Origin of the sequence: Nocardioides albus (assembly GCF_014648255.1) — a bacterium.
Classification (GTDB): domain Bacteria; phylum Actinomycetota; class Actinomycetes; order Propionibacteriales; family Nocardioidaceae; genus Nocardioides; species Nocardioides albus.
In genome coordinates, this window is the sequence record NZ_BMQT01000003.1 from 539,310 (window position 1) to 564,459 (window position 25,150).

The 25,150-nt window shown below is 68.5% G+C and carries 28 protein-coding genes; 7 read left to right on the plus strand and 21 right to left on the minus strand.

Annotated elements, in window-relative coordinates; all coding sequences use genetic code 11:
* Window positions 1-17: 17 nt before the first annotated feature.
* From IEY84_RS08840 to IEY84_RS08850, 3 genes are all read left to right on the plus strand, one after another.
* Complete coding sequence (locus IEY84_RS08840) at window positions 18-1,085, plus strand: DUF4350 domain-containing protein (RefSeq protein ID WP_183544377.1); 1,068 nt, start codon at window positions 18-20, stop codon at window positions 1,083-1,085.
* The gene (locus IEY84_RS08845) at window positions 1,082-2,065 is read left to right on the plus strand and encodes an AAA family ATPase (protein ID WP_183544379.1); all 984 of its coding nucleotides are present in this window, start codon (window positions 1,082-1,084) and stop codon (window positions 2,063-2,065) included. Before IEY84_RS08840 ends, IEY84_RS08845 begins: the two co-directional genes overlap by 4 nt.
* 97 nt (window positions 2,066-2,162) lie before the next feature.
* Window positions 2,163-3,464 carry a DUF58 domain-containing protein gene (locus IEY84_RS08850; protein ID WP_183544381.1) on the plus strand — a complete coding sequence of 434 codons (1,302 nt, stop codon included), beginning with the start codon at window positions 2,163-2,165 and terminating at the stop codon, window positions 3,462-3,464.
* On the opposite strand, the gene IEY84_RS08855 is transcribed toward IEY84_RS08850, so the two are convergent.
* The 4 genes from IEY84_RS08855 to IEY84_RS08870 are packed head-to-tail and all read right to left on the minus strand — an operon-like array spanning window position 3,465 to window position 6,171.
* A complete protein-coding gene (locus IEY84_RS08855) occupies window positions 3,465-3,929 on the minus strand; it encodes a hypothetical protein (RefSeq protein WP_183544383.1) in 465 nt (154 codons plus the stop codon).
* Window positions 3,926-4,567 (minus strand): nucleotidyl transferase AbiEii/AbiGii toxin family protein, encoded by a 642-nt coding sequence (locus tag IEY84_RS08860; RefSeq protein WP_183544385.1) that lies wholly within the window; start codon window positions 4,565-4,567, stop codon window positions 3,926-3,928. The genes IEY84_RS08855 and IEY84_RS08860 overlap by 4 nt, the downstream gene beginning before the upstream one ends.
* Window positions 4,568-4,569: 2 nt before the next feature.
* On the minus strand, window positions 4,570-5,136 hold the full coding sequence (locus IEY84_RS08865; protein ID WP_183544388.1) for a helix-turn-helix transcriptional regulator: 567 nt from the start codon (window positions 5,134-5,136) through the stop codon (window positions 4,570-4,572).
* 39 nt (window positions 5,137-5,175) lie between these two features.
* Window positions 5,176-6,171: a stage II sporulation protein M gene (locus IEY84_RS08870; RefSeq protein ID WP_183544390.1), complete on the minus strand. Its 996-nt coding sequence runs from the start codon at window positions 6,169-6,171 to the stop codon at window positions 5,176-5,178.
* Window positions 6,172-6,194: 23 nt separating this feature from the next.
* Between IEY84_RS08870 and IEY84_RS08875 the strand changes: the two genes are divergently transcribed.
* Complete coding sequence (locus IEY84_RS08875; protein ID WP_183544392.1) at window positions 6,195-7,064, plus strand: RDD family protein; 870 nt, start codon at window positions 6,195-6,197, stop codon at window positions 7,062-7,064.
* Here the strand turns inward: IEY84_RS08875 and IEY84_RS08880 are convergent.
* The 9 genes from IEY84_RS08880 to IEY84_RS08920 form a co-directional block, all read right to left on the minus strand.
* Window positions 7,061-7,675 (minus strand): hypothetical protein, encoded by a 615-nt coding sequence (locus tag IEY84_RS08880; protein ID WP_183544394.1) that lies wholly within the window; start codon window positions 7,673-7,675, stop codon window positions 7,061-7,063. The two genes, IEY84_RS08875 and IEY84_RS08880, sit on opposite strands and share 4 nt — an antisense overlap.
* Window positions 7,676-7,732: 57 nt before the next feature.
* A complete protein-coding gene (gene trmB / locus IEY84_RS08885) occupies window positions 7,733-8,464 on the minus strand; it encodes a tRNA (guanosine(46)-N7)-methyltransferase TrmB (protein ID WP_183544396.1) in 732 nt (243 codons plus the stop codon).
* Between the two features lie 176 nt (window positions 8,465-8,640).
* Entirely contained in the window at window positions 8,641-9,834 is a 1,194-nt protein-coding gene (gene tuf / locus IEY84_RS08890) for an elongation factor Tu (RefSeq protein WP_183544399.1), read from the minus strand.
* 84 nt (window positions 9,835-9,918) lie between these two features.
* A complete protein-coding gene (fusA, locus tag IEY84_RS08895; protein WP_183544400.1) occupies window positions 9,919-12,033 on the minus strand; it encodes an elongation factor G in 2,115 nt (704 codons plus the stop codon).
* 83 nt (window positions 12,034-12,116) lie between these two features.
* Window positions 12,117-12,587: a 30S ribosomal protein S7 gene (gene rpsG, locus IEY84_RS08900; protein ID WP_141806234.1), complete on the minus strand. Its 471-nt coding sequence runs from the start codon at window positions 12,585-12,587 to the stop codon at window positions 12,117-12,119.
* Window position 12,588: 1 nt separating this feature from the next.
* Window positions 12,589-12,960 (minus strand): 30S ribosomal protein S12, encoded by a 372-nt coding sequence (gene rpsL / locus IEY84_RS08905; RefSeq protein ID WP_091052356.1) that lies wholly within the window; start codon window positions 12,958-12,960, stop codon window positions 12,589-12,591.
* 262 nt (window positions 12,961-13,222) lie between these two features.
* Entirely contained in the window at window positions 13,223-14,473 is a 1,251-nt protein-coding gene (locus IEY84_RS08910) for an MFS transporter (RefSeq protein WP_183544402.1), read from the minus strand.
* Window positions 14,470-14,931 carry a MarR family winged helix-turn-helix transcriptional regulator gene (locus tag IEY84_RS08915; protein WP_229788470.1) on the minus strand — a complete coding sequence of 154 codons (462 nt, stop codon included), beginning with the start codon at window positions 14,929-14,931 and terminating at the stop codon, window positions 14,470-14,472. Before IEY84_RS08915 ends, IEY84_RS08910 begins: the two co-directional genes overlap by 4 nt.
* A gap of 77 nt (window positions 14,932-15,008) precedes the next feature.
* Window positions 15,009-15,158: a DUF1059 domain-containing protein gene (locus IEY84_RS08920; RefSeq protein ID WP_091052351.1), complete on the minus strand. Its 150-nt coding sequence runs from the start codon at window positions 15,156-15,158 to the stop codon at window positions 15,009-15,011.
* Between the two features lie 88 nt (window positions 15,159-15,246).
* Between IEY84_RS08920 and IEY84_RS08925 the strand changes: the two genes are divergently transcribed.
* Window positions 15,247-15,633 (plus strand): DUF2530 domain-containing protein, encoded by a 387-nt coding sequence (locus tag IEY84_RS08925; protein WP_183544406.1) that lies wholly within the window; start codon window positions 15,247-15,249, stop codon window positions 15,631-15,633.
* A 27-nt stretch (window positions 15,634-15,660) separates the two neighbouring features.
* Here IEY84_RS08925 and IEY84_RS08930 read toward each other — a convergent pair whose 3' ends face one another.
* The 5 genes from IEY84_RS08930 to IEY84_RS08950 all read right to left on the minus strand — a co-directional run bounded on the left by IEY84_RS08930 (window position 15,661) and on the right by IEY84_RS08950 (window position 21,306).
* The gene (locus IEY84_RS08930) at window positions 15,661-16,470 is read right to left on the minus strand and encodes a DUF3027 domain-containing protein (protein ID WP_183544527.1); all 810 of its coding nucleotides are present in this window, start codon (window positions 16,468-16,470) and stop codon (window positions 15,661-15,663) included.
* 176 nt (window positions 16,471-16,646) lie between these two features.
* The gene (locus IEY84_RS08935) at window positions 16,647-17,225 is read right to left on the minus strand and encodes a GTP-binding protein (RefSeq protein WP_008360949.1); all 579 of its coding nucleotides are present in this window, start codon (window positions 17,223-17,225) and stop codon (window positions 16,647-16,649) included.
* 13 nt (window positions 17,226-17,238) lie between these two features.
* The gene (locus IEY84_RS08940; protein ID WP_008360948.1) at window positions 17,239-17,589 is read right to left on the minus strand and encodes a DUF742 domain-containing protein; all 351 of its coding nucleotides are present in this window, start codon (window positions 17,587-17,589) and stop codon (window positions 17,239-17,241) included.
* Window positions 17,590-17,617: 28 nt separating this feature from the next.
* Entirely contained in the window at window positions 17,618-18,013 is a 396-nt protein-coding gene (locus IEY84_RS08945) for a roadblock/LC7 domain-containing protein (RefSeq protein ID WP_008360946.1), read from the minus strand.
* Entirely contained in the window at window positions 18,010-21,306 is a 3,297-nt protein-coding gene (locus IEY84_RS08950; protein WP_183544408.1) for a sensor histidine kinase, read from the minus strand. Before IEY84_RS08950 ends, IEY84_RS08945 begins: the two co-directional genes overlap by 4 nt.
* 482 nt (window positions 21,307-21,788) lie before the next feature.
* Between IEY84_RS08950 and IEY84_RS08955 the strand changes: the two genes are divergently transcribed.
* Window positions 21,789-22,187: a cold-shock protein gene (locus IEY84_RS08955; protein ID WP_183544410.1), complete on the plus strand. Its 399-nt coding sequence runs from the start codon at window positions 21,789-21,791 to the stop codon at window positions 22,185-22,187.
* Here the strand turns inward: IEY84_RS08955 and IEY84_RS08960 are convergent.
* On the minus strand, window positions 22,184-22,891 hold the full coding sequence (locus tag IEY84_RS08960; RefSeq protein ID WP_183544412.1) for a M50 family metallopeptidase: 708 nt from the start codon (window positions 22,889-22,891) through the stop codon (window positions 22,184-22,186). The two genes, IEY84_RS08955 and IEY84_RS08960, sit on opposite strands and share 4 nt — an antisense overlap.
* Entirely contained in the window at window positions 22,888-23,733 is an 846-nt protein-coding gene (larE, locus tag IEY84_RS08965) for an ATP-dependent sacrificial sulfur transferase LarE (RefSeq protein ID WP_183544420.1), read from the minus strand. The genes IEY84_RS08960 and larE overlap by 4 nt, the downstream gene beginning before the upstream one ends.
* Window positions 23,734-23,841: 108 nt before the next feature.
* Here larE and lepB point away from each other — a divergent pair, with 108 nt between their 5' ends.
* A complete protein-coding gene (gene lepB, locus IEY84_RS08970; RefSeq protein WP_183544422.1) occupies window positions 23,842-24,600 on the plus strand; it encodes a signal peptidase I in 759 nt (252 codons plus the stop codon).
* A gap of 101 nt (window positions 24,601-24,701) precedes the next feature.
* Here lepB and IEY84_RS08975 read toward each other — a convergent pair.
* Window positions 24,702-25,150, minus strand: a 449-nt coding sequence (locus tag IEY84_RS08975) for an FHA domain-containing protein (RefSeq protein WP_189129296.1), incomplete at its 5' end; no start/stop codon positions are given.

Consider the following 25,150-nt stretch of genomic DNA (forward strand, 5'->3'; position numbering starts at 1 on the left):
TCCGCCGCTACCGACCATTGCTGGCTGTCGCGCTGGCCTTCGTGGTCGCGGTGACCCTGGCGTACATCGCGACCCCGGAGGGCGAGGAGTCCTATGCCCCCTACGATCCGGAGAGCCCCGATCTCGATGGCACCCGGGCGCTGGTCCACGTGCTCGAGGACCATGGGGTCGAGGTCGACATCGTCCGGTCCGCCAAGCGCCTGGAGGACACCGAGATCGGACGTGACACGACGGTCTTCGTGACCGGGACCGAGGCGCTCGGTGAGGACACCGCCTCCAGGCTGCGTGACCGCACCGACGGCTCCGAGCTGATCCTGGCCGACCCGCCGCCCTACGTCTCGGCGATGCTCGACATCCCCTACGCGCTCTCCCAGGCGGCCGAGACGATCGAGGCGGACTGCGACGACCCGCGCTGGCAGGGGCTCAGCATCCAGGCCGATGCGATGACTGCGTACGACGCCGGGTCCTGCTTCCCGCACGAGGGCGGCGCGGTGCTCGCGCCGGCCGACGGGCTCACCGTGTGGGGTGCGCCGCAGGTGCTGACCAACGACCAGATCCTGCGGGCCGACAACGCGGCCGTGGCGCTACGCCTGCTGGGCGGCAGCGACCGCCTGGTCTGGTACATCCCCTCGTTCGACGACCTCGCTCCCGACGAGACCCACACCGCCGGGTCCCTGCTGCCGCCGTGGATCAAGCCGGCCTTGTGGATCCTGCTGCTCGCGGTCGTGGCCTTCGCGATCGCCCGCGGACGGCGACTGGGGCCGCTGGCGGTCGAGCCGTTGCCGGTCCATGTCCGCGCCGCGGAGACCACCCGCAGCCTGGGCAGGCTCTATCGCCGCTCCGGCGACCGCCGCCACGCGGCCAGGACGCTGCGGCACGCTGCTCGCACCCGCCTCGCCCAGCGGCTGCGGCTCGGCCGGGAGGCCACTCCGGAGGCCGTCGTACGCGCTGTCGCCCATCGCACCGGACGCCCCGATCTCGAGGTCTCCGCGCTGCTCACCGACTCTCCGATCGAGAACGACCATGACCTGATCACGCTGGCCAACGCGCTGGCGGACCTTGAGGAAGAGGTACGACACCCATGACCCAATCCGAGACCATCCCCTACGTGTCACCCGACGCCGCCCGCGAGCGCCTCACCGCGGTCCGGGCCGAGGTCGCCAAGGCCGTCGTCGGTCAGGACGCCGCGGTCTCCGGGCTGCTGGTCGCGCTGGTGTGCGGCGGCCACGTGCTCATGGAAGGCGTACCCGGCACTGCCAAGACCTTGCTGGTCCGGTCGCTGTCTGCCGCATTGTCGGTCGAGACGCGCCGGGTGCAGTTCACCCCCGACCTGATGCCCGGCGACATCACCGGGTCGATGGTCGTCGAGTCCTCCCATGGGTCGCTGACGTTCCGGGAGGGACCGGTCTTCACCAACCTGCTCCTCGCCGACGAGATCAACCGCACCCCGCCGAAGACGCAGTCGGCGCTGCTCGAGGCGATGGAGGAGGGACAGGTCTCGGTCGACGGAGTCACCCGGCCCCTGCCGAAACCGTTCCTGGTGGCCGCGACCCAGAACCCGATCGAGTACGAAGGCGTCTACCCCCTCCCCGAGGCACAGCTCGACCGCTTCCTGCTCAAGGTGGTCCTGCCGGTGCCCGAGCGTGCCGACGAGGTCCAGATCCTCACCCGGCACGCCTCCGGCTTCGACCCGCGTGACGTCGCCGCAGCCGGGGTCACCGCCGTAGCCTCGGGGGCCGACATCGAGGCCGCCCGCCAGCTGGTCGGATCGGTCCAGGTCTCCCCCGAGGTCACCGGCTACATCGTCGACATCGCCCGGGCTACGCGTGAGTCTCCGTCGCTCTCGGCCGGGGTGTCCCCGCGTGGCGCCACCGCGCTGCTCCGCGCCGCCCGCGCCTGGGCCTGGCTCGCCGGCCGTGACTTCGTCACCCCCGACGACGTGAAGAGCCTGGCTCACGCCACCCTCGCCCACCGCCTGGCCCTGCGTCCCGAAGCCGAGCTGGAGGGCGTCCAGGTGTCCCAGGTCCTGGCGTCGGCCATCGGCGCCGTCCCGGTCCCAAGATGATCCGCCGAGAAGTCAGTTCTAGGCGCCGAGACGTCAGTTTCTGGGCTCGAGACGTCAGTTTCTGGGCTCGAGGCTTCACTGGGTCGAGGCGGCGCTGATGGCGATCACCTGGCGCGTCGCGCTGCTCACCCTGGCCGGGGTCGTACCGGTCGTGCTGCGGCCGGCCGCGAGCACTGCCGCGGTCTGGATCCTGCTCGTGACCCTGCTGGTGCTGGCCGATGTGTTCCTGGCTACGAAGCCGACAGCCCTGCAGATCGGGCGGAAGCCGCTCGGCGGGATCAGGCTGGGTGACTCGACGACCTCGGAGCTGGTGGTCCGCTCCCCCGCTCGACGCATCAGGGCACTGGTGCGCGACGCCTGGCAGCCGACTGCCGGAGCAACCGGTAACCGGCACCGGATCCGGCTCGGTCGCGGGGACAGCACCAGGCTGCGTACGCCGCTGCGGCCGCGCCGCCGCGGAGACCTGCGCGCGCTGGGTGTGACGGTCCGGGTCTACGGACCATTGGGTCTGGGTGCGCGGCAGCGCACGATCCCGGTCGAGGGCTCGGTGCGAGTCCTGCCGGCATTCGAGTCCCGCAAGCACCTCCCGTCCCGGCTGCAGCGGCTTCGCGAGCTCGACGGCCGAGCCGCGGTCCGAGTGCGCGGGCAGGGCACGGAGTTCGACTCGCTGCGGGAGTACGTCCGAGGCGACGACGTACGCTCCATCGACTGGCGCACCACCGCCCGCTCCCGCACCGTCGTGGTCCGCACCTGGCAGCCAGAGCGGGACCGCCGCGTCGTGCTGGTGCTCGACACCTCCCGCACCTCGGCGGCCCGGGTCGAGGGCGCCGGGGGCGGGGTGCCGCGTCTCGACTCGGCGATGGATGCCGGCCTCCTGCTCGCCGCCATCGCCTCCCGGGCAGGCGACCGGATCGACTTCGTCGCCGGTGACCTGCGCGTACGCTCCCGAGTCCGGCTCGCCGGCCAGCGCGATGTCACCCAGCGGCTGCAGGAGGCGATGGCCGACCTCGAGCCGGTCATCGCCGAGGCCGACTGGTCCACCCTCGCCGGCGCCGTCGCCGGCCTCGGTCGCCACCGCGCTCTCGTGGTCCTGCTGACGCCTCTCGACCCGCACGCGATCGAGGAGTCTCTCCTCCCCGTCCTGCCGGTCCTGACGCAGCACCACCGCGTCGTCCTCGCCTCCGTCCGCGACCCCGAGCTCGAGGCCACCGCCGCCGCGCGGGACACGCTCGAAGACGTCTATGCCGCAGCCGCCGCCGAGCAGACCCTCCGCCGCCGCGAGCACACCGCCGCCATGCTCCGCACCCTCGGCGTCGACATCGTCGACGCCGACGCCGAGTCCCTCCCACCCGCTCTCGCCGACCACTACCTGCAGCTCAAAGCCACCGGTCAGCTCTGATCAGTCGAGCAGACGAATGTCGAACCGGTCAGCAACTGCTGCGTGGAGGTCGGAGCCAGGGACGAGGTAGACGACGACGCTCTGGCATTCGTCTGCGAGGGAGACGAGATATCGACTCCCCTGCCAGAACTCAGCCGAAAAGGCATACGGCGCGACCTGGACGAAGCTCTCCCAGAGGCGGTCGTCCGCCGAGTCCACAAGGTTCGTCGTCGCATAGTCCTCAGACCCCACTTTCGTTCCCTTGAGCGATCGCAGGAAGGCTCGGGAATCGACGACTTCAGGCGGCACCTCCACGACGGCCGACATGTCGGTCTGGAACTCAGATCCATACGGTCTAAGCAGGTTTAGCAGCATGCGAACCCGGTCTCGCTGCTCGTCATCAGTCGCATCTGGCGGGTACTCGACCGCGTACGCCTTGAGCCTGTCCGCACTCGATCTACGCCACAGCGCCACTGGATCCCTCACTCGCCTCGAAGCTCTTCGGACCATTCGTTGAAGAACGTCACCAGGTCGGGAACGGATTCCTCATCGATCGGAAATTGCCGGGCATTGATCTGGTTCACCATGCGCACCATCTGGCCGAATACGCCGCGGTCGAACCCTAGGTCCCGCTCGGCCGCCAGCTCAAGCAATTTCGGCTTCCCGAACCGTCGGGCCAGGTTGAACACGTCGACGAAGTCACGCGGCGCCGCACGGCCGAAAAGTGCCAGCGTCTTACGTCCGGCATTCTCCTCGAGGCCGATCGTGGGTCCCAAGAACGTCGCCGTCGGCGGAAGCAGGAGGCTGGCATCGATGCCGAGATCGACCTCGATCTTGTCGTCGGCGGCGATCACCGAGAGTCGCACGAACTCGTCGTTCTCCCAGATGATCACCGTCTCCCAACCCCGGGCGCGACATCTGGCGACGAAGGCGGCTTTGGCCGCTGGGACGCTTCCTTCCCCGCGAGCGGCGAAGAAGTCGAGATCGTCGGTCACCCGCTCAACGGCGCCCAAGGCGATGAGTGCGGCACCACGCGCGAGCAGAATTCCTTCCGACTCGGGGAGATCGAAGAAGGTCCGGGCGACGTCTTCCTGCAACGCCGTGATGAATCCGGTCGCGCCCATGACTACGCAGCTTCCCGAAAGTCCGAGACGGCGCTCTGCCAGGCCTGACGGATCTCGGGCGGCACGAACATGTCATCCCACATCTCGACGAGCTGGCCGCCGTCGACATAGTCGACCAGAATCGAAGGGGCCGCCTCGAGCATGAGCATTCGATAGGCGAGAGCTCGGTCGTTCCAGTCGGCCAGGTCGAACGTTCCGCCCCCACCCGACCAATGGACGCTGTGCGGCAGGGTGACGGTCGCAGTGGCTCGTTCCGGCTCGAGTCGCCACAGGCGGTTCGGCACGGACAACGGCCGCCCTATCCGGCTCGTCATGGTCCGGAACGAGACCAACCCGCTCGGCGTACGCACCATCTCGATCGGGTCCGGCTCGTCGGAGACCTCCAGACCGACCGCTCGCATCACGTCGGCAACCTTCCGGAGCTCCGCACGTCCATGACCGGCCTCGAGCTCGATGACGAAACGGCGGCCGACGCCCGCGAGCTCGGCGAGCTCGGCCTGAGTCAGGCCAAGCGTCTTTCGCACGCTACGCACGAGCCCGCCGATCTCGCCCGGGGACATGGTTGCCATGCCCCCAGCGTACGCCCAAATGTTCCCGACTGGGAACATTCAGGCCTGAGTGGCGACGCGGTCCTCGAGGAGACGCTCGTCGATGTCGCCGGTCTCGCCGCGGGAGGCGGCGGCGCGGCCCACGATGAAGACGTACGCGAAGAAGGCGATCTCGGCGAGGATGCCGATGCCGACGCGGGCCCAGGTGGGTAGGGGCGAGGGGGTGACGAAGGCTTCGATGATGCCGGAGATCAGCAGCACGACGATGAGGCCGAGGGCGATGCCGCCGGCGGTGCGTCCCTCACGGGCCATCGACTGCCCTCGGGTCAGCGGTCCGGGGTCGATCCAGGACCAGAAGATCCGCAGCCCGACGGCGCCGGCGACGAAGACCGCGGTCAGCTCCAGCAGACCGTGGGGCAGGATCAGGCCCCAGAACAGCTCGGCTCGATCGTGGCGATGCATCAGGGTGCCGAGGATCGCCAGGTTGGCGACGTTCTGGAACATCGAGTAGATCACCGGCAGCCCGAGGACGCCCAGGGCGATGCAGATGAACGAGACCCAGACGTTGTTGACCCAGACCTGGGTGGCGAACGACGAGGCCGCGTGCTCGCTGTAGTAGCCCTCGATGTCGTGCTCGACCAGCTGCCTGACCTGCTCGGGACCGAGCAGCGACTGCTCGACCTCCGGGTGGCGCAGCAGCCACCAGATCATCACCGCGGTGACCACCACGTTGGCGACCAGCATCCCCAGCCACCACCAGCGCAGCCGGTAGAGCGCGGCCGGGAACCGATGGGTGAAGAACCGCAGAACACCGGACCAGGTGCTGGTCCGGGTGCCGGTGGTGCGGTTGCGGGCCGCCGCCAGCAGCACCGAGAGATGCTGGACGACCGTCGGGTCGGGGGCGTTGCTGCGTACGACCGAGAGCTGGGTGCTCACCCGTTGATAGAGCTCGACCAGCTCGTCGGCCTGAGCACCGCTCAGCCGGCGCTCGGCCAGCAGCTCCTCGAGCCCGGTCCGGTCGGCCGCGGTCGCGGCCAGATACGCGTCGAGATCCACGCCCGCAGCGTACGCTGACCGCCATGACCCTCGCGCCGCAATCGCCCGAGCGACGCCCTCAGGACCAGCGCCTGCAGCAGCAGCTCCCTCAGGAGCGAGAGCTCCTGACCGACGACGACCTGGTCACCGGCGACGCGGTCGCCCTCGACCTGCCGGCGGCCGGACTGGGGATGCGGTTGCTCTCCGGCCTCATCGACGTCCTGGTGACCTGCGTCCTGCTGCTGATCGTTCTGATCATCTTCATGACCGCGACCTTCGACACCGACGAGGCGCTCGCCTGGGCCGGCTACATCGCGGCGACGGCCTCGGTCCTGGTCGTCTTCCCGACGCTCATCGAGACGCTCACCCGTGGCCGCTCGCTCGGCAAGCTGGCGCTAGGGCTGCGCACGGTGCGGGACGACGGCGGCGCGATCAGCTTCCATCATGCGTTCGTACGCGCCCTGGTCGGAGTCGTCGAGATCTACGGCACCAGCGGCGCCGCTGCCCTCCTTTGCGCGATGATCCACCCGCGCGGCAAGCGTCTCGGCGACATCGCGGCCGGGACGTACGTCATCCGCGTCCGGGTCCCGCTGAGCCCTCCGGCCCCGATTCGGATGCCCCCGGAGCTGGCCGCCTGGGCCTCCCGCGCGGACGTCGCCGCCATTCCCGTCGGCCTGAGCCTGGCGGTGCGCCGGTTCCTCTCCGGCGAGGTCGGCACCCACACCGACCCGGTCCGCCGCCACGCGCTCGCAGACCGCCTGGCGACCCACATGCAGACGTACGTCGCCCCTGGCCCGCCCCCGGGCACGCCTCCCGAGGCATACCTGGCCGCGGTGCTCGCGACCCGCCGTGATCGGGACGCCGCCCGCCTCGCCCGCGACGACGAGCTCCGCAAGCGACTCACTGCGCGCTAGCGCGCCAGGCGCTTGGCGCTCAGCCCGACCGACTTCAGCTCCAGCGCAGCCAGCTTCGTCACGACCTCGACATCTCCCTCGCGCCAGGCCCTGACCGGGTCGTCGCTGATCTTCGCGAGCTTGTGCAGCGGCTGGGTCGACATCGCCCGCAGCGCCACGAGGTCAGCGGCCGTTCCCGCCTCCAGGAACCGCTGCGTCGAGGTCGCGTTGCGGATGTAGCGCCACCGCAAGGGCACATACACCATCAGCCACATCAGCACAGGGACGACCGCGACCGCGATCGCCAGCCCGATCGCGATGTCGGCGACGGCATCGACCTGCGCCTGGCCCGCCGCGGCGAGCTGGTCGGCGGCCTTCGCGGCGCCCGTGAACGGCGCCGCTACCCCGTCCTCCACCAGGGGCAGGTCGTCGACCCTCCCGGCCGCCTCGAGCATCTTCTCGGAGAGCGAGGTGCCGGCGGCGTCCATCTTCTCGCCGGGCAGGGCGAGCGCGGAGACCAGCTCGTGGACGAGCCTGCCGAGGAGGACCCACCCGACGATCCACCCCACCGTCAGCAGGTCAGCGAAGAGCTGGGCAACGCGGCGCGAGGGCGTGTCGGCGTACCACTTCATGTCCCTGATCCTGGCGGCTCCGAACCCACAGATCGGTCACGACACGGGCAGTTCGGGTCAACGCCTCCGGTAGAGCAGGTCGGTGATGACCCGGTCCTTGGCCAGTCCCTTGCGCTCGAACTTGGTCACCGGACGCTCGTCCCAGCGGTCGACCACGCCTCCGCTCAGCAGCGGCTCGGCGTCGAGGACCTCGATCATCTGCTCGGCGTACTCGACCCAGTCGGTCGCCAGCCGCCAGGTCCCACCTGCCTGGAGCCGTTCGGCGATCATCCGCGCGTTGGCGGGCGTGACCAGGCGTCGCTTGTGGTGACGGGTCTTGTGCCACGGGTCGGGGAAGAACGTCCAGACCTCGCTGACCGACCCCGGCTCGACGAGATTCTCGAGCGTCCAGAGCGCATCGACGCTGCAGAAACGTACGTTGGCAGCGCCGGCCGCGCCCACCCGGGCGAGACTCTCCGCGACACCCGGCCGCCAGACCTCCAGGGCCAGGATGTCGTACGCAGGTCGCGCCGCTGCGAGCACCGCGGTCGCCTCGCCCACGCCGCCGCCGATGTCGACGATCAGGGGTGCCTTGCGGCCAAACCAGCTCTCCAGGGAGAAGCCGGGCTCGTCGACCGCCTCGTCCGGGATCACCCACTCTGCTGCGTACGCGTCCCAGGCGCGCTGCTGCTTCGCGTCGAGCCGGCTGCCGCGGCGGGTGTAGGTGAGGACCTCTCTTACCGTGCGGCCGTCATCGAGCAGCTTCTGGTGGGGTCTTGCTGGGCGGGTGTCACTATTCGGGTCTGTCACTTTTCTTGCCTTGGTCTCGGGGCGCGCCGACGCGGCGCAATCCGGTCCTCGCTTCGCTCCGGTCCGTTTGCGCCGAGTCAGCGCTTACTAAGCCAGCAAGGAGCATCTGGTCCAACGCGAAGGACCCCCTTCGCCTTGCGGCTCCGGGGGCCCTCCACGTTGGATCAGAAGATCACTTACTTGATGATCTTCGTAACCCGACCCGCGCCGACGGTGCGACCGCCCTCACGGATAGCGAACTTCAGACCCTCGTCCATCGCGATGGGCTGGATGAGCTCGACCGACATCTCGGTGTTGTCACCCGGCATGACCATCTCGGTGCCCTCGGGGAGGGTCACAACGCCGGTCACGTCCGTGGTCCGGAAGTAGAACTGCGGACGGTAGTTGTTGAAGAACGGGGTGTGACGGCCACCCTCCTCCTTCGAGAGGATGTAGACAGAGCCCTCGAAGTTGGTGTGGGGGGTCGTGGTGCCCGGCTTGATGACAACCATGCCGCGCTCGACGTCCTCGCGCTTGGTGCCGCGGAGGAGCAGCCCGACGTTCTCGCCGGCCTGGCCCTCGTCGAGGAGCTTGCGGAACATCTCGACGCCGGTGACGGTCGACTTCTGCGAGGTCTCGCGGATGCCGACGATCTCGACCTCTTCGCCGACCTTGACGATGCCGCGCTCGATACGACCGGTGATGACGGTGCCACGACCGGTGATCGTGAAGACGTCCTCAACGGGCATCAGGAACGGCTTGTCGGTCTCACGAGCCGGGGTCGGGATGTAGTCGTCGACGGCCTGCATGAGCTCGGCGACGGAGTCCATCCACTTCTCCTCGCCCTGCAGGGCGGGGTAGGCGGCAACGCGCACGACCGGGAGGTCGTCACCCGGGAACTCGTACTCGCTGAGGAGCTCGCGCACCTCCATCTCGACGAGCTCGATGAGCTCCTCGTCGTCGACCATGTCGCACTTGTTGAGCGCGACGACGATCGACGGCACGCCGACCTGGCGGGCCAGGAGCACGTGCTCCTTGGTCTGCGGCATCGGGCCGTCGGTGGCGGCGACCACGAGGATCGCGCCGTCCATCTGCGCGGCACCGGTGATCATGTTCTTGATGTAGTCCGCGTGACCCGGGCAGTCGACGTGAGCGTAGTGACGCGACTCGGTCTGGTACTCGATGTGCGCGATCGAGATCGTGATCCCGCGCTGGCGCTCCTCGGGGGCCTTGTCGATGTCCTCGAACGCGAACTCCGGGTTCAGGTCCGGGTACTTCGCGTGCAGCACCTTCGAGATCGCCGCGGTAAGGGTGGTCTTACCGTGGTCGATGTGACCGATGGTGCCGATGTTGACGTGCGGCTTGTTCCGCTCGAACTTCGCCTTAGCCACTGTGGGCTCCTCCTGGTGTGATTTTCTTACTGACTCGTACTGAAAGGTGGTGCTGCCGAAGTCCCTGGACGGGCGACCCGAAGGTCACTCGCCACGGGCCTTCTTGATGATCTCGTCGGCGACGTTCGTGGGAACCTCGGCGTACGAGTCGAACTCCATCGAGTACGACGCCTGACCACTGGTCTTGGACCGGAGGTCACCGACGTACCCGAACATCTCGGAAAGCGGGACGAGCGCGTTGACGACCATGTCGCCGTGACGCTCCTCCTGCGAAGACACCTGGCCGCGGCGGGAGTTGATGTCGCCGATCACGGTGCCCAGGAAGCTGTCCGGGGTGGTGACCTCTACGGCGAACATCGGCTCCAGCAGAACGGCCTTCGCCATGCGGGCGGCCTCCTTGAAGGCCTGGTTGCCGGCGATCTTGAAGGCGAGCTCGGAGGAGTCGACGTCGTGGTAGGCGCCGTCCTCGAGCGATACCTTCACATCGACCATGGGGAAGCCGGCGAGGATGCCGAACTCCATGGCGTCCTGAGCACCCTGGTCGACCGAAGGGATGTATTCCTTCGGCACGCGACCACCGGTGACGTTGTTGGCGAACTCGTAGCCCGCGCCCTGGCCGGTCTCCTCGTCGATGTTGGGCTCGACGGAGATGACGACCTTCGCGAACTGACCCGAACCACCGGTCTGCTTCTTGTGGGTGTAGCTGTGGTTCGAGACCTTCTTGCGAAGCGTCTCGCGGTAGGCGACCTGCGGCTTGCCGACGGTGGCCTCGACCTTGAACTCGCGCTTCATCCGGTCGACGAAGACCTCGAGGTGGAGCTCGCCCATGCCGGCGATGATCGTCTGGCCCGTCTGCTCGTCGGACTTGACCGTGAAGGTCGGGTCCTCCTCGGTGAGCCGCTGGATCGCCGTGCCGAGCTTCTGCTGGTCGCTCTTGGTCTTCGGCTCGATGGCGACCTCGATCACCGGAGCCGGGAAGGACATCGACTCGAGCACGACCGGGTTGGACGGGTCGCACAGCGTGTGACCGGTCTTGGTGTCCTTCAGACCCATGACCGCCACGATCTGGCCGGCGCCCACCGACGCGATCTCCTCACGCTTGTTCGCGTGCATCTGGTAGATCTTGCCGATGCGCTCCTTGCGGCCGTTGATCGGGTTGACCACGGTCGCACCCGCCTCGACCTTGCCGGAGTAGACGCGCAGGTAGAACAGTTTGCCCAGGTGCGGGTCGGAGGCGATCTTGAAGACCAGACCGGAGAACGGCTCGGACTCGGAAGGCTGGCGAGTGACCTCGACCTCCTCGTCCTTGACGTCGTGGCCGATGATCGACTCGACATCGAGCGGCGAGGGCAGGTAGTCGACGACCGCGTCGAGCAGGGGCTGGACGCCCTTGTTCTTGAACGCGGTGCCGGTGAGGATCGGGTTGAGCTTGTCGGCCAGGGTCGCGCGACGGATGGCGGCCTTCAGGGTGGGCACGTCGAAGACGTCGCCCTCCTCGAGGTAGACCTCCATGATGTCGTCTTCGGCCTCGGCGAGGGTCTCGACCAGCTTCTCGCGGTATTCCGCAGCCTTGTCGGCGAGGTCGGCGGGGATCTCCTCGACCGTGTAGTCCTCACCCATCTCGGTCTCGCCGCGCCAGACCTTGGCGTGCATCTCGACCAGGTCGACGACACCGATGAAGTCGGACTCGGCACCGATCGGCAGCTGCAGCACCAGCGGGGTGGCGTGCAGCTTGTCGACGATCGAGTCGACGACCATGTAGAAGTCGGCACCGGTGCGGTCGAGCTTGTTGACGAAGCACATCCGCGGGACGGCGTACTTGTTCGCCTGACGCCACACGGTCTGCGACTGCGGCTCGACACCGGCGACACCGTCGAAGACGGCGACAGCACCGTCCAGGACGCGCAGCGAGCGCTCCACCTCGACCGTGAAGTCGACGTGTCCCGGGGTGTCGATGATGTTGATCTGGTGGTCCTTCCACCAGCAGGTCGTCGCGGCAGACGTGATCGTGATGCCGCGCTCCTGCTCCTGCTCCATCCAGTCCATCGTGGCTGCGCCTTCGTGGACCTCACCGATCTTGTACGAGATACCGGTGTAGAACAGGATGCGCTCGGTGGTGGTGGTCTTACCGGCATCGATGTGCGCCATGATGCCGATGTTGCGGACCACATTGAGGTCCGTGGTGATGTCGACGGCCACTGTCTTCAGCGTTCCTTAAAGAGATTGTCTTCGGTCTGGATGGGCGGGGTCCCCACATTGTGCGGCAGGAACCCCGCCGTACGTCACCAGCGGTAGTGCGCGAAGGCCTTGTTGGACTCGGCCATCTTGTGAGTGTCCTCGCGCTTCTTCACAGCGGCACCGAGGCCGTTGCTCGCGTCGAGGATCTCGTTCATCAGGCGCTCGGCCATCGTCTTCTCACGACGGTCCTGGGCGTAGCCGACGAGCCAGCGCAGCGCGAGCGTGGTGCCACGCGTGCCCTTGACCTCGATCGGGACCTGGTAGGTCGCGCCGCCGACGCGGCGGGACTTGACCTCGATGGCCGGCTTCACGTTGTCCATGGCGCGCTTGAGCGTCACCACGGGGTCGGTGCCGGTCTTCTCGCGGCAGCCCTCGAGGGCGGTGTAGACGATGCGCTGCGCAACCTGCTTCTTGCCGTCCTGCAGGACCTTGCTGACCAGCTGGGTTACGAGCTGCGAGCCGTAGACGGGGTCGACGACGAGCGGACGCTTGGGAGCGGGACCCTTACGAGGCATGTCACTTCTCCTTCTTCGCGCCGTAGCGCGAACGGGCCTGCTTGCGGTTCTTGACACCCTGGGTGTCGAGCGTGCCGCGAATGATCTTGTAGCGAACGCCGGGGAGGTCCTTCACACGACCGCCGCGGACGAGCACGATGGAGTGCTCCTGAAGGTTGTGGCCCACACCCGGGATGTAAGCGGTGACCTCGACGCCGGAGGAGAGGCGCACACGGGCGACCTTCCGGAGGGCGGAGTTCGGCTTCTTCGGGGTGGTGGTGTAGACGCGCGTGCAGACGCCACGGCGCTGCGGCGATCCCTTGAGGGCAGGCGTCTTCGACTTCGTCGCCTTGTCCTCGCGGCCCTTGCGGACCAGCTGGTTGATTGTGGGCACCTCGGTGGTTCCCCTTCTTTTCTGCTCTCACGACGCGGCGCTCTGCCGCGAAGGATCAAATGTTGTGCGTCCAGGTGGTGCGATACCAACTGGTCCCGCCTCGCCCCCGAGGTCGGGCGTGTCGCCCTTACCTCAACGCACGCGTTGGCGGATCTTTCGAACCGACCCCCGCTGGAGGGCGCCGAACCCGGGTCCGAGACCTTTTCTCGAGCTTGTTCCGGGCACGCGCGACGGCCTGGTTGTCCCAGACACGCTTCAGAGGCTACCCGGCGGCTTGAGAGGGGGTCAAAACGGCCCGGATACCACCTCGGAGCGCGACCAGGAGCAGGACCCCCGCAAGCGTACCGATCAGGACCATGGTGCCACTGGCGTACAAGGTCGCGCGGGCGCCGAAGTGCTCGCCGATGAAGCCGATGAGCGGGGCCCCGAGCGGGGTGCCGCCCATCAGGACGGTCATGTAGATCGCCATCACCCGGCCGCGGAACTCGGGCGCCGCCTCGGTCTGCATCGTGGCGTTGCAGGCGTTGAGGACCGTGATCGTGCAGAACCCGACGACAGGGCCGGTCAGGGCGAACAAGGCGTACGTCGGCATGAACCCGGACACGATGATGGACAGCCCGAAACCGGTCGCGGCCGCCACGATCAGCTTGAGCGGGATCCGGGTGCGGCGGGCGCCGAGCAGCGCACCGGAGAGCGAGCCGACGGCCAGGACCGTGCCGAGGAGGCCGTACTCGCTGGCGCCCTTGCCGAACTCCTCGGTCGCCATCAGCGCCGAGGTGATCGGGAAGTTCGCCCCGAACGTGCCGACGAAGAAGACGATGACGAGGACCATCAGCATCTTGGGCTGCGTACGGATGTAGCCGACGCCCTCGCGCAGCATCCCGCGCCGTCGGGCGACCGGGGCGGGCGAGCGCAGCTCGGTGGTGTTCATCCGTTGCAGCTGCCCGATCACGGCGAGGTAGGAGACCGCGTTGAGGAGGACGACCCAACCGGTCGCCTCGGGGCCGCTCCCCAGCCAGCCGATGAGGAGACCGGCAAGGGCCGGCCCCACCAGGCGAGCGAGGTTGAAGGATGCGGAGTTGAGACCGACGGCGTTGGTGACGTCGTCGGGGTGGACCATCTCCGAGACGAACGACTGCCGGCCGGGTCCGTCGAACGCGGCGCCGATGCCGAAGAGGAACGCGATCAGGTAGACCATCCACACCTCGACGTGGCCGCTCACCGCGAGCACACCGAGGAGCAGCGACATCAGCGCCATCCAGCCCTGGGCCACCTGCAGCAGGCGGCGCTTCGGGAAGCGGTCCGCGATGACCCCGGCGTACGGGCTGAGCAGGAGGATGGGCAGGAACTGCAGGCCGGTGGTGATACCGAGTGCCGCTCCCCCGCCGCCCAGACTCAGGACCAACCAGTCCTGGGCGATGCGTTGCATCCAGGTGCCGACGTTGGAGACGACACTGCCGGCTAGATACAGGCGGTAGTTGTGGCTGCGCAGGGAACGGAACGTGGGGCTCAACTGGTGGCTATTCTCTCCATGATCGAAGCGGCGGTGCGGAGGGCGGCGAGCTCGTCGACATCGAGGTCGACGAGCTGCTGGGCGAGCCAGGCGTCCCGGCTGAGCCGGTCCTTGCGTACGGTCCGGCGACCCTTGTCGGTGATCGAGACCAGCACCTGGCGGCGATCGGTCTCACCCTGACGGCGTACGACGTAGCCGCCCTCCTCGAGGAAGTTGACCATCCTGGTCATGCTCGGCGGCTGGACCCGCTCCCGGCCGGCGAGAGCGCCGAGCGTCATCTCGTCGTTGGCGTAGAGCGCCCCGAGCACCGCCATCGACCCCAGGGAGAGGTCGTTGTCGGGGTGGCGCTCGTTGGCCAGGCGGCGGCGCATCCGCATCACGGAGGTGCGCAGCACCGACGCGACCTCGGGGATGTCAGAGGACGCGCCGGGCGCGGGAACGGGCTGTGCGGTAGGCATGTCGGTAAGCATAACTGCTTACCGGCGCTAACTATTCCAGGAAGAGACGCCGCCCCGGTGAGGGCGGCGTCACAGGGTCAGGACATCGCGGCGAGCATCAAGATGTCGTCGCGGCTGTAGGTGCGGCCGGGGTGAGCCTCGGCGAGGTGCTCCTGCACCTTCTCGACCAGCTCGTCGTCGGTCTCCGTGCGGAAGTTGGTGCCACAGGGGCAGCGAAGCGAAGCCATCAGGGACCTCCCAGATCGTCGGGCCATGCCGAGAACGCTCGGCAGCCCCAGCGTATCGCCCACCCAAGGCCCACTAAGGTTGGGAGGCATGGACGACCAGTACCGCGACGAGGACTACTCCGGCTACCCGGAGCAGCAGTACGACGGGTACGACGGCGACTACTACCCCGAGGAGGGCGGCTACCCGCAGGACTACGGCTACGAGGAGCCGGCTCTCGAGGAGCCCGCCGCCGTACGCCCGGAGCCGAAGATCGAGCTGGTCGACCAGGACGGCATCCGCGCCTTCGAGCTCGCCACGCTCGGCTGGCTGGTCGGGTTCGTGGCCCTGCTCCCGTTCTGGGGCCTGCTCAACGACCGCGGCTGGACCTGGTGGATCTGGACCTGCCTGGCCGCCTTCGGCCTCGGCGCGATCGGCATCGAGCTGACCCGACGCCGTAAGGCGCGTCGTACGCACGCCGAGGGGCAGCAGCTCTAGGAAGACCCCAGAGCCTGGCTGCAGCGCTCAGAACGTCTCGACGTCGCCGCTGATGGTGTCGAAGACCGGGTCCGGCAGCGGCTGCGGCTCGTGCTTCTTCGCCAGTCGCACCTCCGAGTGCGCACCGCACCCGTGGTTGAGGCTGACCACCTTGCCGTCGTCGTTGGCGTCGCCGTTGGCACAGACACCGAAGCTCGAGGCGAGGTGACCGGTCAGCCGGACCAGGAAGCCGCAGCTGTGGCACTGGTCGGGCGCGGCCTGCGCGAGCGGCGCCTCGGGACCACCGTCGCCGGAGTACCAACGCTCTGCGGCGGCGTCGAAGCCGGAGATGGACAGAGTCCGGACCCGGCCGAGGCCGAGGTCCTTGGCGACCTCGCGCACCTGTGCCTTGTCCTCGGCGTCGAGCGGGTCGTCGCCGAACGCGTACGTCGGGACCAGCCGCGCGTCGTCGTCCTCGACCGGGAGGAGATCGCCGGGCGAGAGGTCGCCGGGCTTGATCCGCTCACGGTAGGGCACCCAGGCCGGCGCGACGATCGCAGCGTCGCCGGGAACGAGGACGACCTCGTTGACGGTCACCGGGGCATCGACACCGAATCCGGGGCCGTCGAGCGAGGGCACGGTGACGAGCGTGACCGACCAGTGCCACCCGACGTAGCCCTTGCGGGTGCAGGCGAACAGGTGGGTCACGACGCCTGGGCCAGCGCCTTCCTCGACCACATGGCCGAGGTGTTCTCCGACGTCACCGGCTGGCACGTCGGACAGGAGCGCGGCGCGGGCCTCGTCGACGGCAGCGACGGCCGTCGCATCGGCGTACGGGGTCGTGATCACGGTCCACATCTTCGCCCACAGGCGTCTCAGGTTCCACTTCGGGGTCACCTTGCGCCACCACAACCTGAACTTCCGCACAACGCGTGATCCTCCCAGACGTACGCAGCTACTGCACAGTCACGGCACTCGATGAGACGACAACACCCGCCGGAGCGTGGCTACGGCGGGTGTTGGCTGTCGCTCGACTACTGCAGCGCGCGGGTCGAGACCATGGAGAGGACGTACTCGACCAGCGAGATCAGCGTCGCCTTCGTCGACTGGCGGTCGCGAGCGTCACAGGTGACGATCGGGATGTCGGGGCGCAGCGCCAAGGCCTCGCGGATCTGCTCCGGCTTGTAGGCCTGATTGGCGCCGAAGACGTTGTGGGCGACGACGAACGGCACGTTGCGGGACTCGAAGTAGTCGATCGCGCCGAAGGAGTCGGCGAGACGACGGGTGTCGATGAGCACCACAGCGCCGATGGCGCCCTGGGTGAGGTCGTCCCACATGAACCAGAATCGGTTCTGACCGGGCGTACCGAACAGGTAGAGGATCAGGTCGGAGTCGAGAGAGACCCGGCCGAAGTCCATCGCGACCGTGGTCGTCTTCTTGTTGGGCACGGCGGAGAGGTCGTCGACGCCGGCGGTCGCCTGCGTCATCACGGCCTCGGTCGTCAGGGGGACGATCTCCGAGACGGAGCCCACGAAGGTCGTCTTACCCACGCCGAACCCGCCGGCGATGACGATCTTCGCAGACATCGTCGCCTGCTTGGAGTCGGTGGTCACTGCATTACTCCTGTCAAAGCTTCCTCAGGCCGGACAGCACGCGCTCGAGGAGAGCGGTGTCCGGGGCGTCCGGGACCTTGCTGGCGTGCACCTGCACCACGCCGCGCTCCGCAAGGTCACCGATCAGGACTCGGGCGACACCCAGAGGCACCCGGATGAGCGCCGCCACCTCGGCGACGGAACGGCTCTCACGGCAGAGCTCTGCGATCGTCCGCTCCTCGGGCGACCGGACGTAGCCATCGATCACGTAGCGATCCGTGATCACCAGGGCTTCCATCGGGAAGACGCGCTTGGGTTGCGTGCGGCCACGGGTCAGGGCGTACGGCCTGACCAGCGGCGGCGGTTCGGATGCGTGGTTGCTCACGATCTCGGTCCTAGGGTCGGGGCACTGATCAGGCGCCGGTTCTGGTGTCGGGGGTGAGGGCGGTGGCAACACGCGAGATCAACAGCTGCATCTGGTAGCCAACCTGTCCCAGATCGCAGTCGGGGGCGGCGAGGGCAGCAAGGCTGGAGCCCTCACCAACCGCCATGAGGACCAGATAGCCACCGTCCATCTCGATGACCATCTGCTGGACGTTACCCGCCGCGAAGCACCGAGCTGCTCCCTGGGTAAGACTGGTGAGACCGGAGGCGATCGCCGAGAGCTGGTCGGCCCGGTCCGGGGGGAAGTCGACGGAGCTGGCCATCGGCATGCCATCAGCCGACACCAAGATCGCGTGAGCGATGTCAGGGGTGCGCTGGGTCAGGCTGTCGACAAGCCAGTCCAGTCCTGCGGGGGCCGTTGTCACTGCTGCTCCTCACCTTCGGGGTTGCTTTCCGCCTCAGCGGGGTTGTTGCGGGCGCGGCTGACGCCCTTCTGGAAGCTGGACAGGCCACGAGTGCGGCGAGCGTCCATATTACGCGGACCTGATGTCGGTGGGGTGACGGCTGGGGCAGCACCTGGGATCAGGTTCTGACCCGGGACGCGCACCGGCAGGCCGCCTTGGGTCACCGTCGCCGGCTCCTGCTCCTGGAGCTGCTCCAGCTCCTGCGCCCGGCGCCAACCCTCGTCACCCGGCGAGGACCAGCTCACCGGCGTGGTCGGCTCGTCGTCCTGAGCGGACTGCTCCTCGGCGGGTTCAGCCGCCGGGGCGGGCGCTGCTGCGGCATTGCCGGCCTTGGCGCCCGGGTCAGCCTTGGCGGCCGGAGCAGCGATCGGGTCGCTGAGCGGATCGCCCTTGGCCTCCATCGCCCGGCGCGCGCCCAACGGGCGACGTCGGGTGAACCACTCGGACTGGAGGTCGTCGAAGATCGAGCTTCCCTCGTCGTCGAGGATCGGAACCTCGGTGGTCGAGTCGAGCGGGTTCGGCGAGTTGGTCGGCTCCGGCGCCATCGGGCCCATCGGGCTCGTGCCGATGGCGTCACCGGCAGGACCGAACGGGTCGTCGTCCGGACCGAAGCCCGGAGGCGGCGTACGTGGCGTGGTGCGCTCGTTGGGTCGCTCGAAGGTGCGGAACGAGCCGGTGTCGGTGCCGAACGGGCTGCCGCCCTGACCGCCCGGGTCGCGACGCGGCAGCTCGCCGGCGTCCGTGCTCGGGTCGAAGCGACCGTCGGGGAAGCGCGCAGCCAGGTCCTCGGCCTTGCGAACCGGGAGCATGCTCGACAGGAAGTTCTGCTGCGGGCCGCTCGGGTTCTGCTGCGGGGCCGGCGGCTGGTTGGAGCCGAACGGGTCACCGCCGAACTGCGGCTGGCTGCCGCTGAACTGCTGAGGCTGCGCCGGGAAGCTGCCGGTGCGCGCGGTGTGGGGCTCGAAACCCGGGTCGCCCGGCATCGGCGGGACACCACCGTAGGCAGGCTGCTGACCGGTGTGCGTTCCGGTCTGGCCGAAGCCGTTGTGCTGGCCCGACTGGCCGTTGGCACCCTGGTTCGCGAATGCCGAACCGCCACCGGAGAGGTTGGGGTGGTTGGAGGCGCCGGGCGTACGGCTCGGCAGTGCCGGAGGCGCTGCGGCGGCGGCCATCGGCGCCTCGGGCGCCGGAAGAGCGCCGACGGGCACGTCGTAGGGATTGCCACCCGCTTGCGACTGGGCGTCGTAGGCCGGCATCCCGTACTGCATCTCGTAGGGCAGCTCGCCGGTGCCCGGGTAGCCACCGGTCTGCTGCCCGTAGCCACCCTGTTGGAAGGCGTAGGCGTCGAAGCCCTGCTGCTGGCCCGAGGGAGCCTCCACGTGGGCGCCGACGATGGTGGTGATCGGCATCTCCACTCGCGCGACCACACCGCGCGGGCGGTTGGGCACGAGCTCGATGTAGAGGCCGTGACGCGCCGCCAGGCGCGCGACCACGACCAGACCCATCATCCGGGCGACGTCGGCGTCGAGGCCGGTTGCGCGGCGCAGCTTCATGTTGGCCGCGTCGAGCTCCTCCGGCGTCATGCCGATACCCAGGTCCTCGATCTCGACCAGCAGCGGAGCGGCAGGGCCGGCGCGGAAGGTGCGGATCGTGACCGCGGTGTCGGGCGGGGAGAAGTTGGTGGCGTTCTCGATCAGCTCCGCGAGCAGGTGCACGAGGTCACCCGCGATCGCACCCTCGAACTCGGCGTTCTCGTCGGAGTCGATGTCGACCCGGGCGAACTGCTCGATCTCGGAGGCGGCGGCACGGAGCACGTCGAGGACCGGGACCGGACCACGAGCCGCGTGGCCGATCTCGCCACCGGCGAGGACCAGGAGGGACTCGTCGTTGCGGCGCATCCGGGTGGCGAGGTGGTCCAGGCGGAACAGGTTCGCGAGGTCGTCGGGGTCCTGCTCGTTGGCCTCGAGCTGGTCGATGAGCTGGAGCTGACGCTCGACGAGGCTCTGCGAACGGCGGGAGAGGTTCATGAACATCTTGTCGACGTTCGTACGCAGCTCGGCTTGCTCGCCGGCCAGCCGGATCGCCTCGACGTGGACCGCGTCGAACGCGTCCGCGACGTCACCGATCTCGTCTCGGCGGGCGATGTCCAGGGGCTCGACATGGGTGTCCACCGGGCCTTCGGCCTGGTTCATGTAGGCGACTCGCTCAGGCAGGTCGTGGTTGGCCAGGTTGTAGGCCAGACGACGCAGCTGGCTCAGCGGCGACAGGATCGAGCGGGCCGCGACCAGGCCGACAGCGAGGGCGAAGACGAGGACGAGGAGGACGAGGAACCCGATCCCGATGGCCTTGTTGGTCGAGTCGGACTTGATCTGGGCGACATCGTCGCTGATCTCCTCCGCGGTCTGGACGATCAGTTTCTGCAGGCCACGGATGAACTGGGTGCTGGCCTCGGTGTACTGGTCCGGGGTCATCTTGACCCGGTCCGTGCTCCCGCTGGAGATCACCTGGTTGACGACCCGGTGGGCAGGTGCCCCGATCGAGCCGTCGGTGGTGGTCCCGTCGGTCAGCTCGTCGAGCACCTTGCGGATCTCGTCGGAGGTCTTGTTGTAGTAGTCCGCCGTCGACAGGCGCCACTTGGCCTCGGCGCGGGCGAGCTCGGCGAACTGCGCGTCGGTGAGGACGTCGGGGTTGACCTCCCCCTTCGTCTCCGCTACGGCCTTGTCGCTCAGCGCCTTCATCATGATGGCGCGCTCGACACCCATCGCCTCAGAGGCGGGCCGCACATTGCTGATCGCGGAGATCTTCGAGAAGACCTCATCGTCCTCGAGCGTCGGCATCTGCGCCGAGATGCCGAAGAGGTTGTTCATGACGTTGGTGTAGGCCAGCTGGGCCTCGACCTGGGTGTCCTTCTCCTGGATCCGTGCGCGCAGGTCGTCGATGCCGTTCAGCGCCTGCTGGATCTCGACGATGCTGTTCTCGAGGTCCTTGTCGTCGCCGGCGTCGATCTCCTTCGCCTTGGCGCTCCAGGCTTCGATCGACTCGTCGGTCGTCTGCTGCAGCGGTCGCATCACGACGTCGGGGACGCCGGCGATGGCGCCGTCGCGCTCGAACAGGACGTTGATCGCGAGGTTGTAGGTGTCAGGCAGTGCTTGGGCGACGGTCTCGGCCTGGCGCGCTTCTGCCTGGGCTGAGAGGGCGCTCGAAATGCTCAACCCACCGAACACCATCGCCGCGATGGTCGGGACGAGCAGCACGAAGATGAGGCGCGCTCGAATTCCCTGCCAGGGCTTACGTTCCGGACGGTGGGCTGTGCTTGCGTATGGCTCGGCCATTACTCCCTCTCGTGGCCATGTCACATCATTCCCGAGAGGCGTACGCCATCTGTGGCGCACACCCCAGTCCCCCGCCGCGAAGTCTGCTGGCACCCGGGCGTGCCTGTCTGCAGTCTTTGGCGACGTAAACCTACGTCATAAGTGGTCTCGATTACCAATGGTGTACGAAATCATTTGCAAATCTATGGAGGAGCAGGCGGAGTATATGCCCCACCTCCGCGAGGGACGATACGTCGAACGTTCCGCGGGCGCCCGCCGATGCCTGGTGACGCCTCCCGATGGCCGAAGAGGGGAATACCTGACGCGCCTCTGGGCGGCGAGGACTAGGCTTTCCGCGTCGGCCGTCAAAGTCGCCGGACGACGTACGTTTGAAGCGCTGATGCGCGAGGAAGGGGCAAGCTGCCGTGCCTACTGGCAAGGTCAAGTGGTTCGACGCCACCAAGGGCTTCGGGTTTCTGTCACAGGACGACGGTCCGGACGTGTACGTCCACGCCGACGCGCTCCCTGAGGGCGCTGCCAAGACCTTGAAGGCCGGCACTCGGGTCGAGTTCGGCATCGCCCAGGGGCGCCGCGGTGAGCAGGCACTCTCGGTGACCGTGCTCGAGCGCGCGCCCTCCGTCGCCGGGCGCCAGCGCGCCGCCAAGCGCCGGAACCCCGAGGAGATGGAGCTGATCGTCGAGAACGTCATCAAGCTCCTCGACGACATCCGGGACGGCTACGCACAGGGCCGCCCGCCCACACGGGAGCTGGCGAAGAAGGTCTCCCCCGCGCTGCGCCAGATCGCCGACGAGTTCGAGCTCTAGATCCAGCTCAGGTCGGGGATCAAGGTCTGCACCCCGACCACCAGGCCGGCGAGGTTGACCGCCAGCAGGACGAGGATCCAGAGCACCGACGGGATGCCGGTCAGACCAGCGAGCTGGTCGGGGTCGGAGCCGCGGCGACCGCGCTCGCCGCGGCCGAGGAGCTCGAGAAGCGGCCTCGGCGCGGCGAGCAGGAGCAGCCAGGTCACCAAGGTGGCGACGATGGTCTGGACGCGGCCGTCGGCGTACCAGCTGATCGCGCCCAGGCCGGCGCCGAGCACCAGCAGGACGAGGAGGCCGTAGCCGTTGCGTACCCACAGCAGGAGCACGAGCATCGCGGCCACCAACAGCCACAGCAGCCCCAGCGCGTGGCCGGCGGCGAGCATGGTCGCGCTCAGCAGACCGAGGAGCGCCGGCGCGAGGTAGCCGGCGGCGAGCATCGCCACCATCCCCGGCCCGGTCGGCTTGCCTCGGGAGAGGGTGACGCCGGAGGTGTCGGAATGGAGCTTGATCCCGGACAGGCGCCTTCCCACCAGGACCGCGACGACCGCATGACCGGCCTCGTGGACCACGGTGACGCCGAGACGTACGGTGCGCCAGCTGCCACGCCACACGACCAGCGCCAGCGCGACAAGCCCCGCGCCGACGAGCCACGGTGCTTCGGGGACGGTCTGAGTCGCGGTGATCGTGTCCCAGAACTCCCTCATGTGGACGTGTTCTGGTTCATCGACCCGGAGCGGAAACCGCGGGGATCGATCTCCGCGGCGGTGAATCCTGCGTCGGTCACGGTCTTGAGCACCTCGTCGGCATGGTCGGGTTCGAGGGGCAGGAGAGTAGCCGACAGCTCCACCGTTGCCTTCTCCCCGTGGTCGCGCACGCGCAGGTCCACCCTGGCGGCATCGTGACCACGGGCGGCCAGGACGCTGCGTACGCCCTGTTCTGCTCTCTCCACGCGCGCGAGGCGTCGCGGGGTGACCTCGAGGCCGTAGGCGATCCGGCTGGAGAGGCAGGCAGCGGCGGGCTTGTCCCAGGTCGGCAGGCCCCAGCGACGTGAGGCCTCGCGGATCTGGGACTTCGTCAGGCCGGCGTCCCTGAGCGGGGTGATCGCGCCGCGTTCGGCGGCCGCGCGGATGCCGGGACGGAGACCGTTGAGCCCCTCGACCGCGTCGTCGGCGTTGGTGCCGGTGGCCACATGGGCGAGGCCGAGCTCGTGGGCCAGCGGGAGCAGGGTGTCGAGCAGCTCCGCCTTGCAGAAGAAGCACCGGTCGGTGCCGTTGGCCCGGTAGCCCTGCCGCTCCATCTCGTGGGTCTGCGGGGTGACGAGGCGCACGCCGAGGCTTCTCGCGAACTCTGCGGCCGGGTCGCGCTCCGCGATCGGGAGACTGTGGGAGTAGCCGGTCGCGGCAGCGACGTTCGTGCTGGTCAGCGCTCTGGTCGCGGCGGCCAGGAGGAACGCGCTGTCGGCTCCGCCGGAGAAAGCGACCAGCACGCTCCCACGAGTCTTGAGATCCGCTTCGAGAGCGTTGAGCCGTTGGTGGAGGTCGGACACGCACCGACCCTATCCATGCGCCCCAGACCCGTCCGGGCAGTACCGACGATGCGCACGCACGATTTCCGGATCGCAGCACCACGGGCATCGTCTGGATAGGGTCTGATCATGGGGGCAGAGCGGGAGGCGACGTCGCGCCGACGACCGAGGGGCACGCTCGGCTCGGTAGTCGAGATCTTGATCATCGCGGCGACGGCGATCCTGCTCACGGTCGTCATCAAGACCTTCCTCGCCCAGGCGTTCTACATCCCCTCGGAGTCGATGGAGCCCGGCCTGGAGGTCAACGACCGGGTGCTGGTCGAGAAGCCCTCCTACTGGATGGGCGGCACCCCTGAGCGCGGCGACGTGGTGGTCTTCGCCGATCCCGGCAACTGGCTCTCGTCCAACCAGGTCCCCCCGCCACCGACCGGCTTCAAGGCCGCGCTCGCCACGATCGGGCTCTACCCGACGGGCGACCATCTGGTGAAGCGAGTCATCGGGGTCGGCGGCGACACGGTGGAGTGCTGCGACTCAGGTCGCATCGTGGTCAACGGAACTCCTCTGGACGAGTCCTCGTTCGTCGCTGCCGGCGCTTCCTGTGACGGCCCGATGCCACAGGACAACGGCTCGTACGTCGCGGGCGGCTGCCGCGGCTGGAAGGCCGTCGTCCCCGAGGGCAGGCTCTTCGTGATGGGCGACAACCGCGCCAACTCCGCCGACTCGTCCTTCCATCTGTGCAGCCCCGAACGCCAGAAATCGGGTGACGAGACCTGCGCGAGCGCCTTCGTACCCGTCTCCGACGTCGTCGGCCGCGTCGCCGTCGTCTTCTGGCCCACCGACCGCTTCGGCCTCGAGCACCGCCCCGAGACCTTCGACGCCGTCGACTGAGCCTCGCCGAGACGTCACGCACGTCGCTCGAGACGTCACGCACGTCGGCCGAGACGTCACGGAAGTGACGTCTCGGCCGACGGGAGTGACGTCTCGGCCGGTCAGGCCTCTCGGACGACGTCCATGGTGCGGTCGCCGAACTTGACCTTGTCACCGTGGACGAGCGCTGCCGGACGGCGGGCGCCGAGGGCTCGGGCGGCACCCTTGCGGATCAGGGTGGTGCCGTTGGTGGAGCCGCGGTCCATGACCACGAGGGTGCCGTCGGCGGCGACCTGGAACTGGGCGTGGGTCTTGGACAAGGACATGTCGCTCGAGGAGAGGGCCACCCGGTGGGCGACCTCCTCGCCGGGTCGCGGCTCGGGGCCGCGGCCCACGATGGCGAGGCCCTCGACCACGAAGCTCTGACCGGTGTCGAAGGTGACCCGCCAGCGAGCCGTCACCACGGGCTGCGGAGCGGGCGCCGGCGGGGCCGGCGGAGCGGGCTGCACAGCGGCCGGGACCGCGGGCGTGGGTGGTGCGGGTGGCGTGGGCGTCGGCGGCAGCGGGGCCG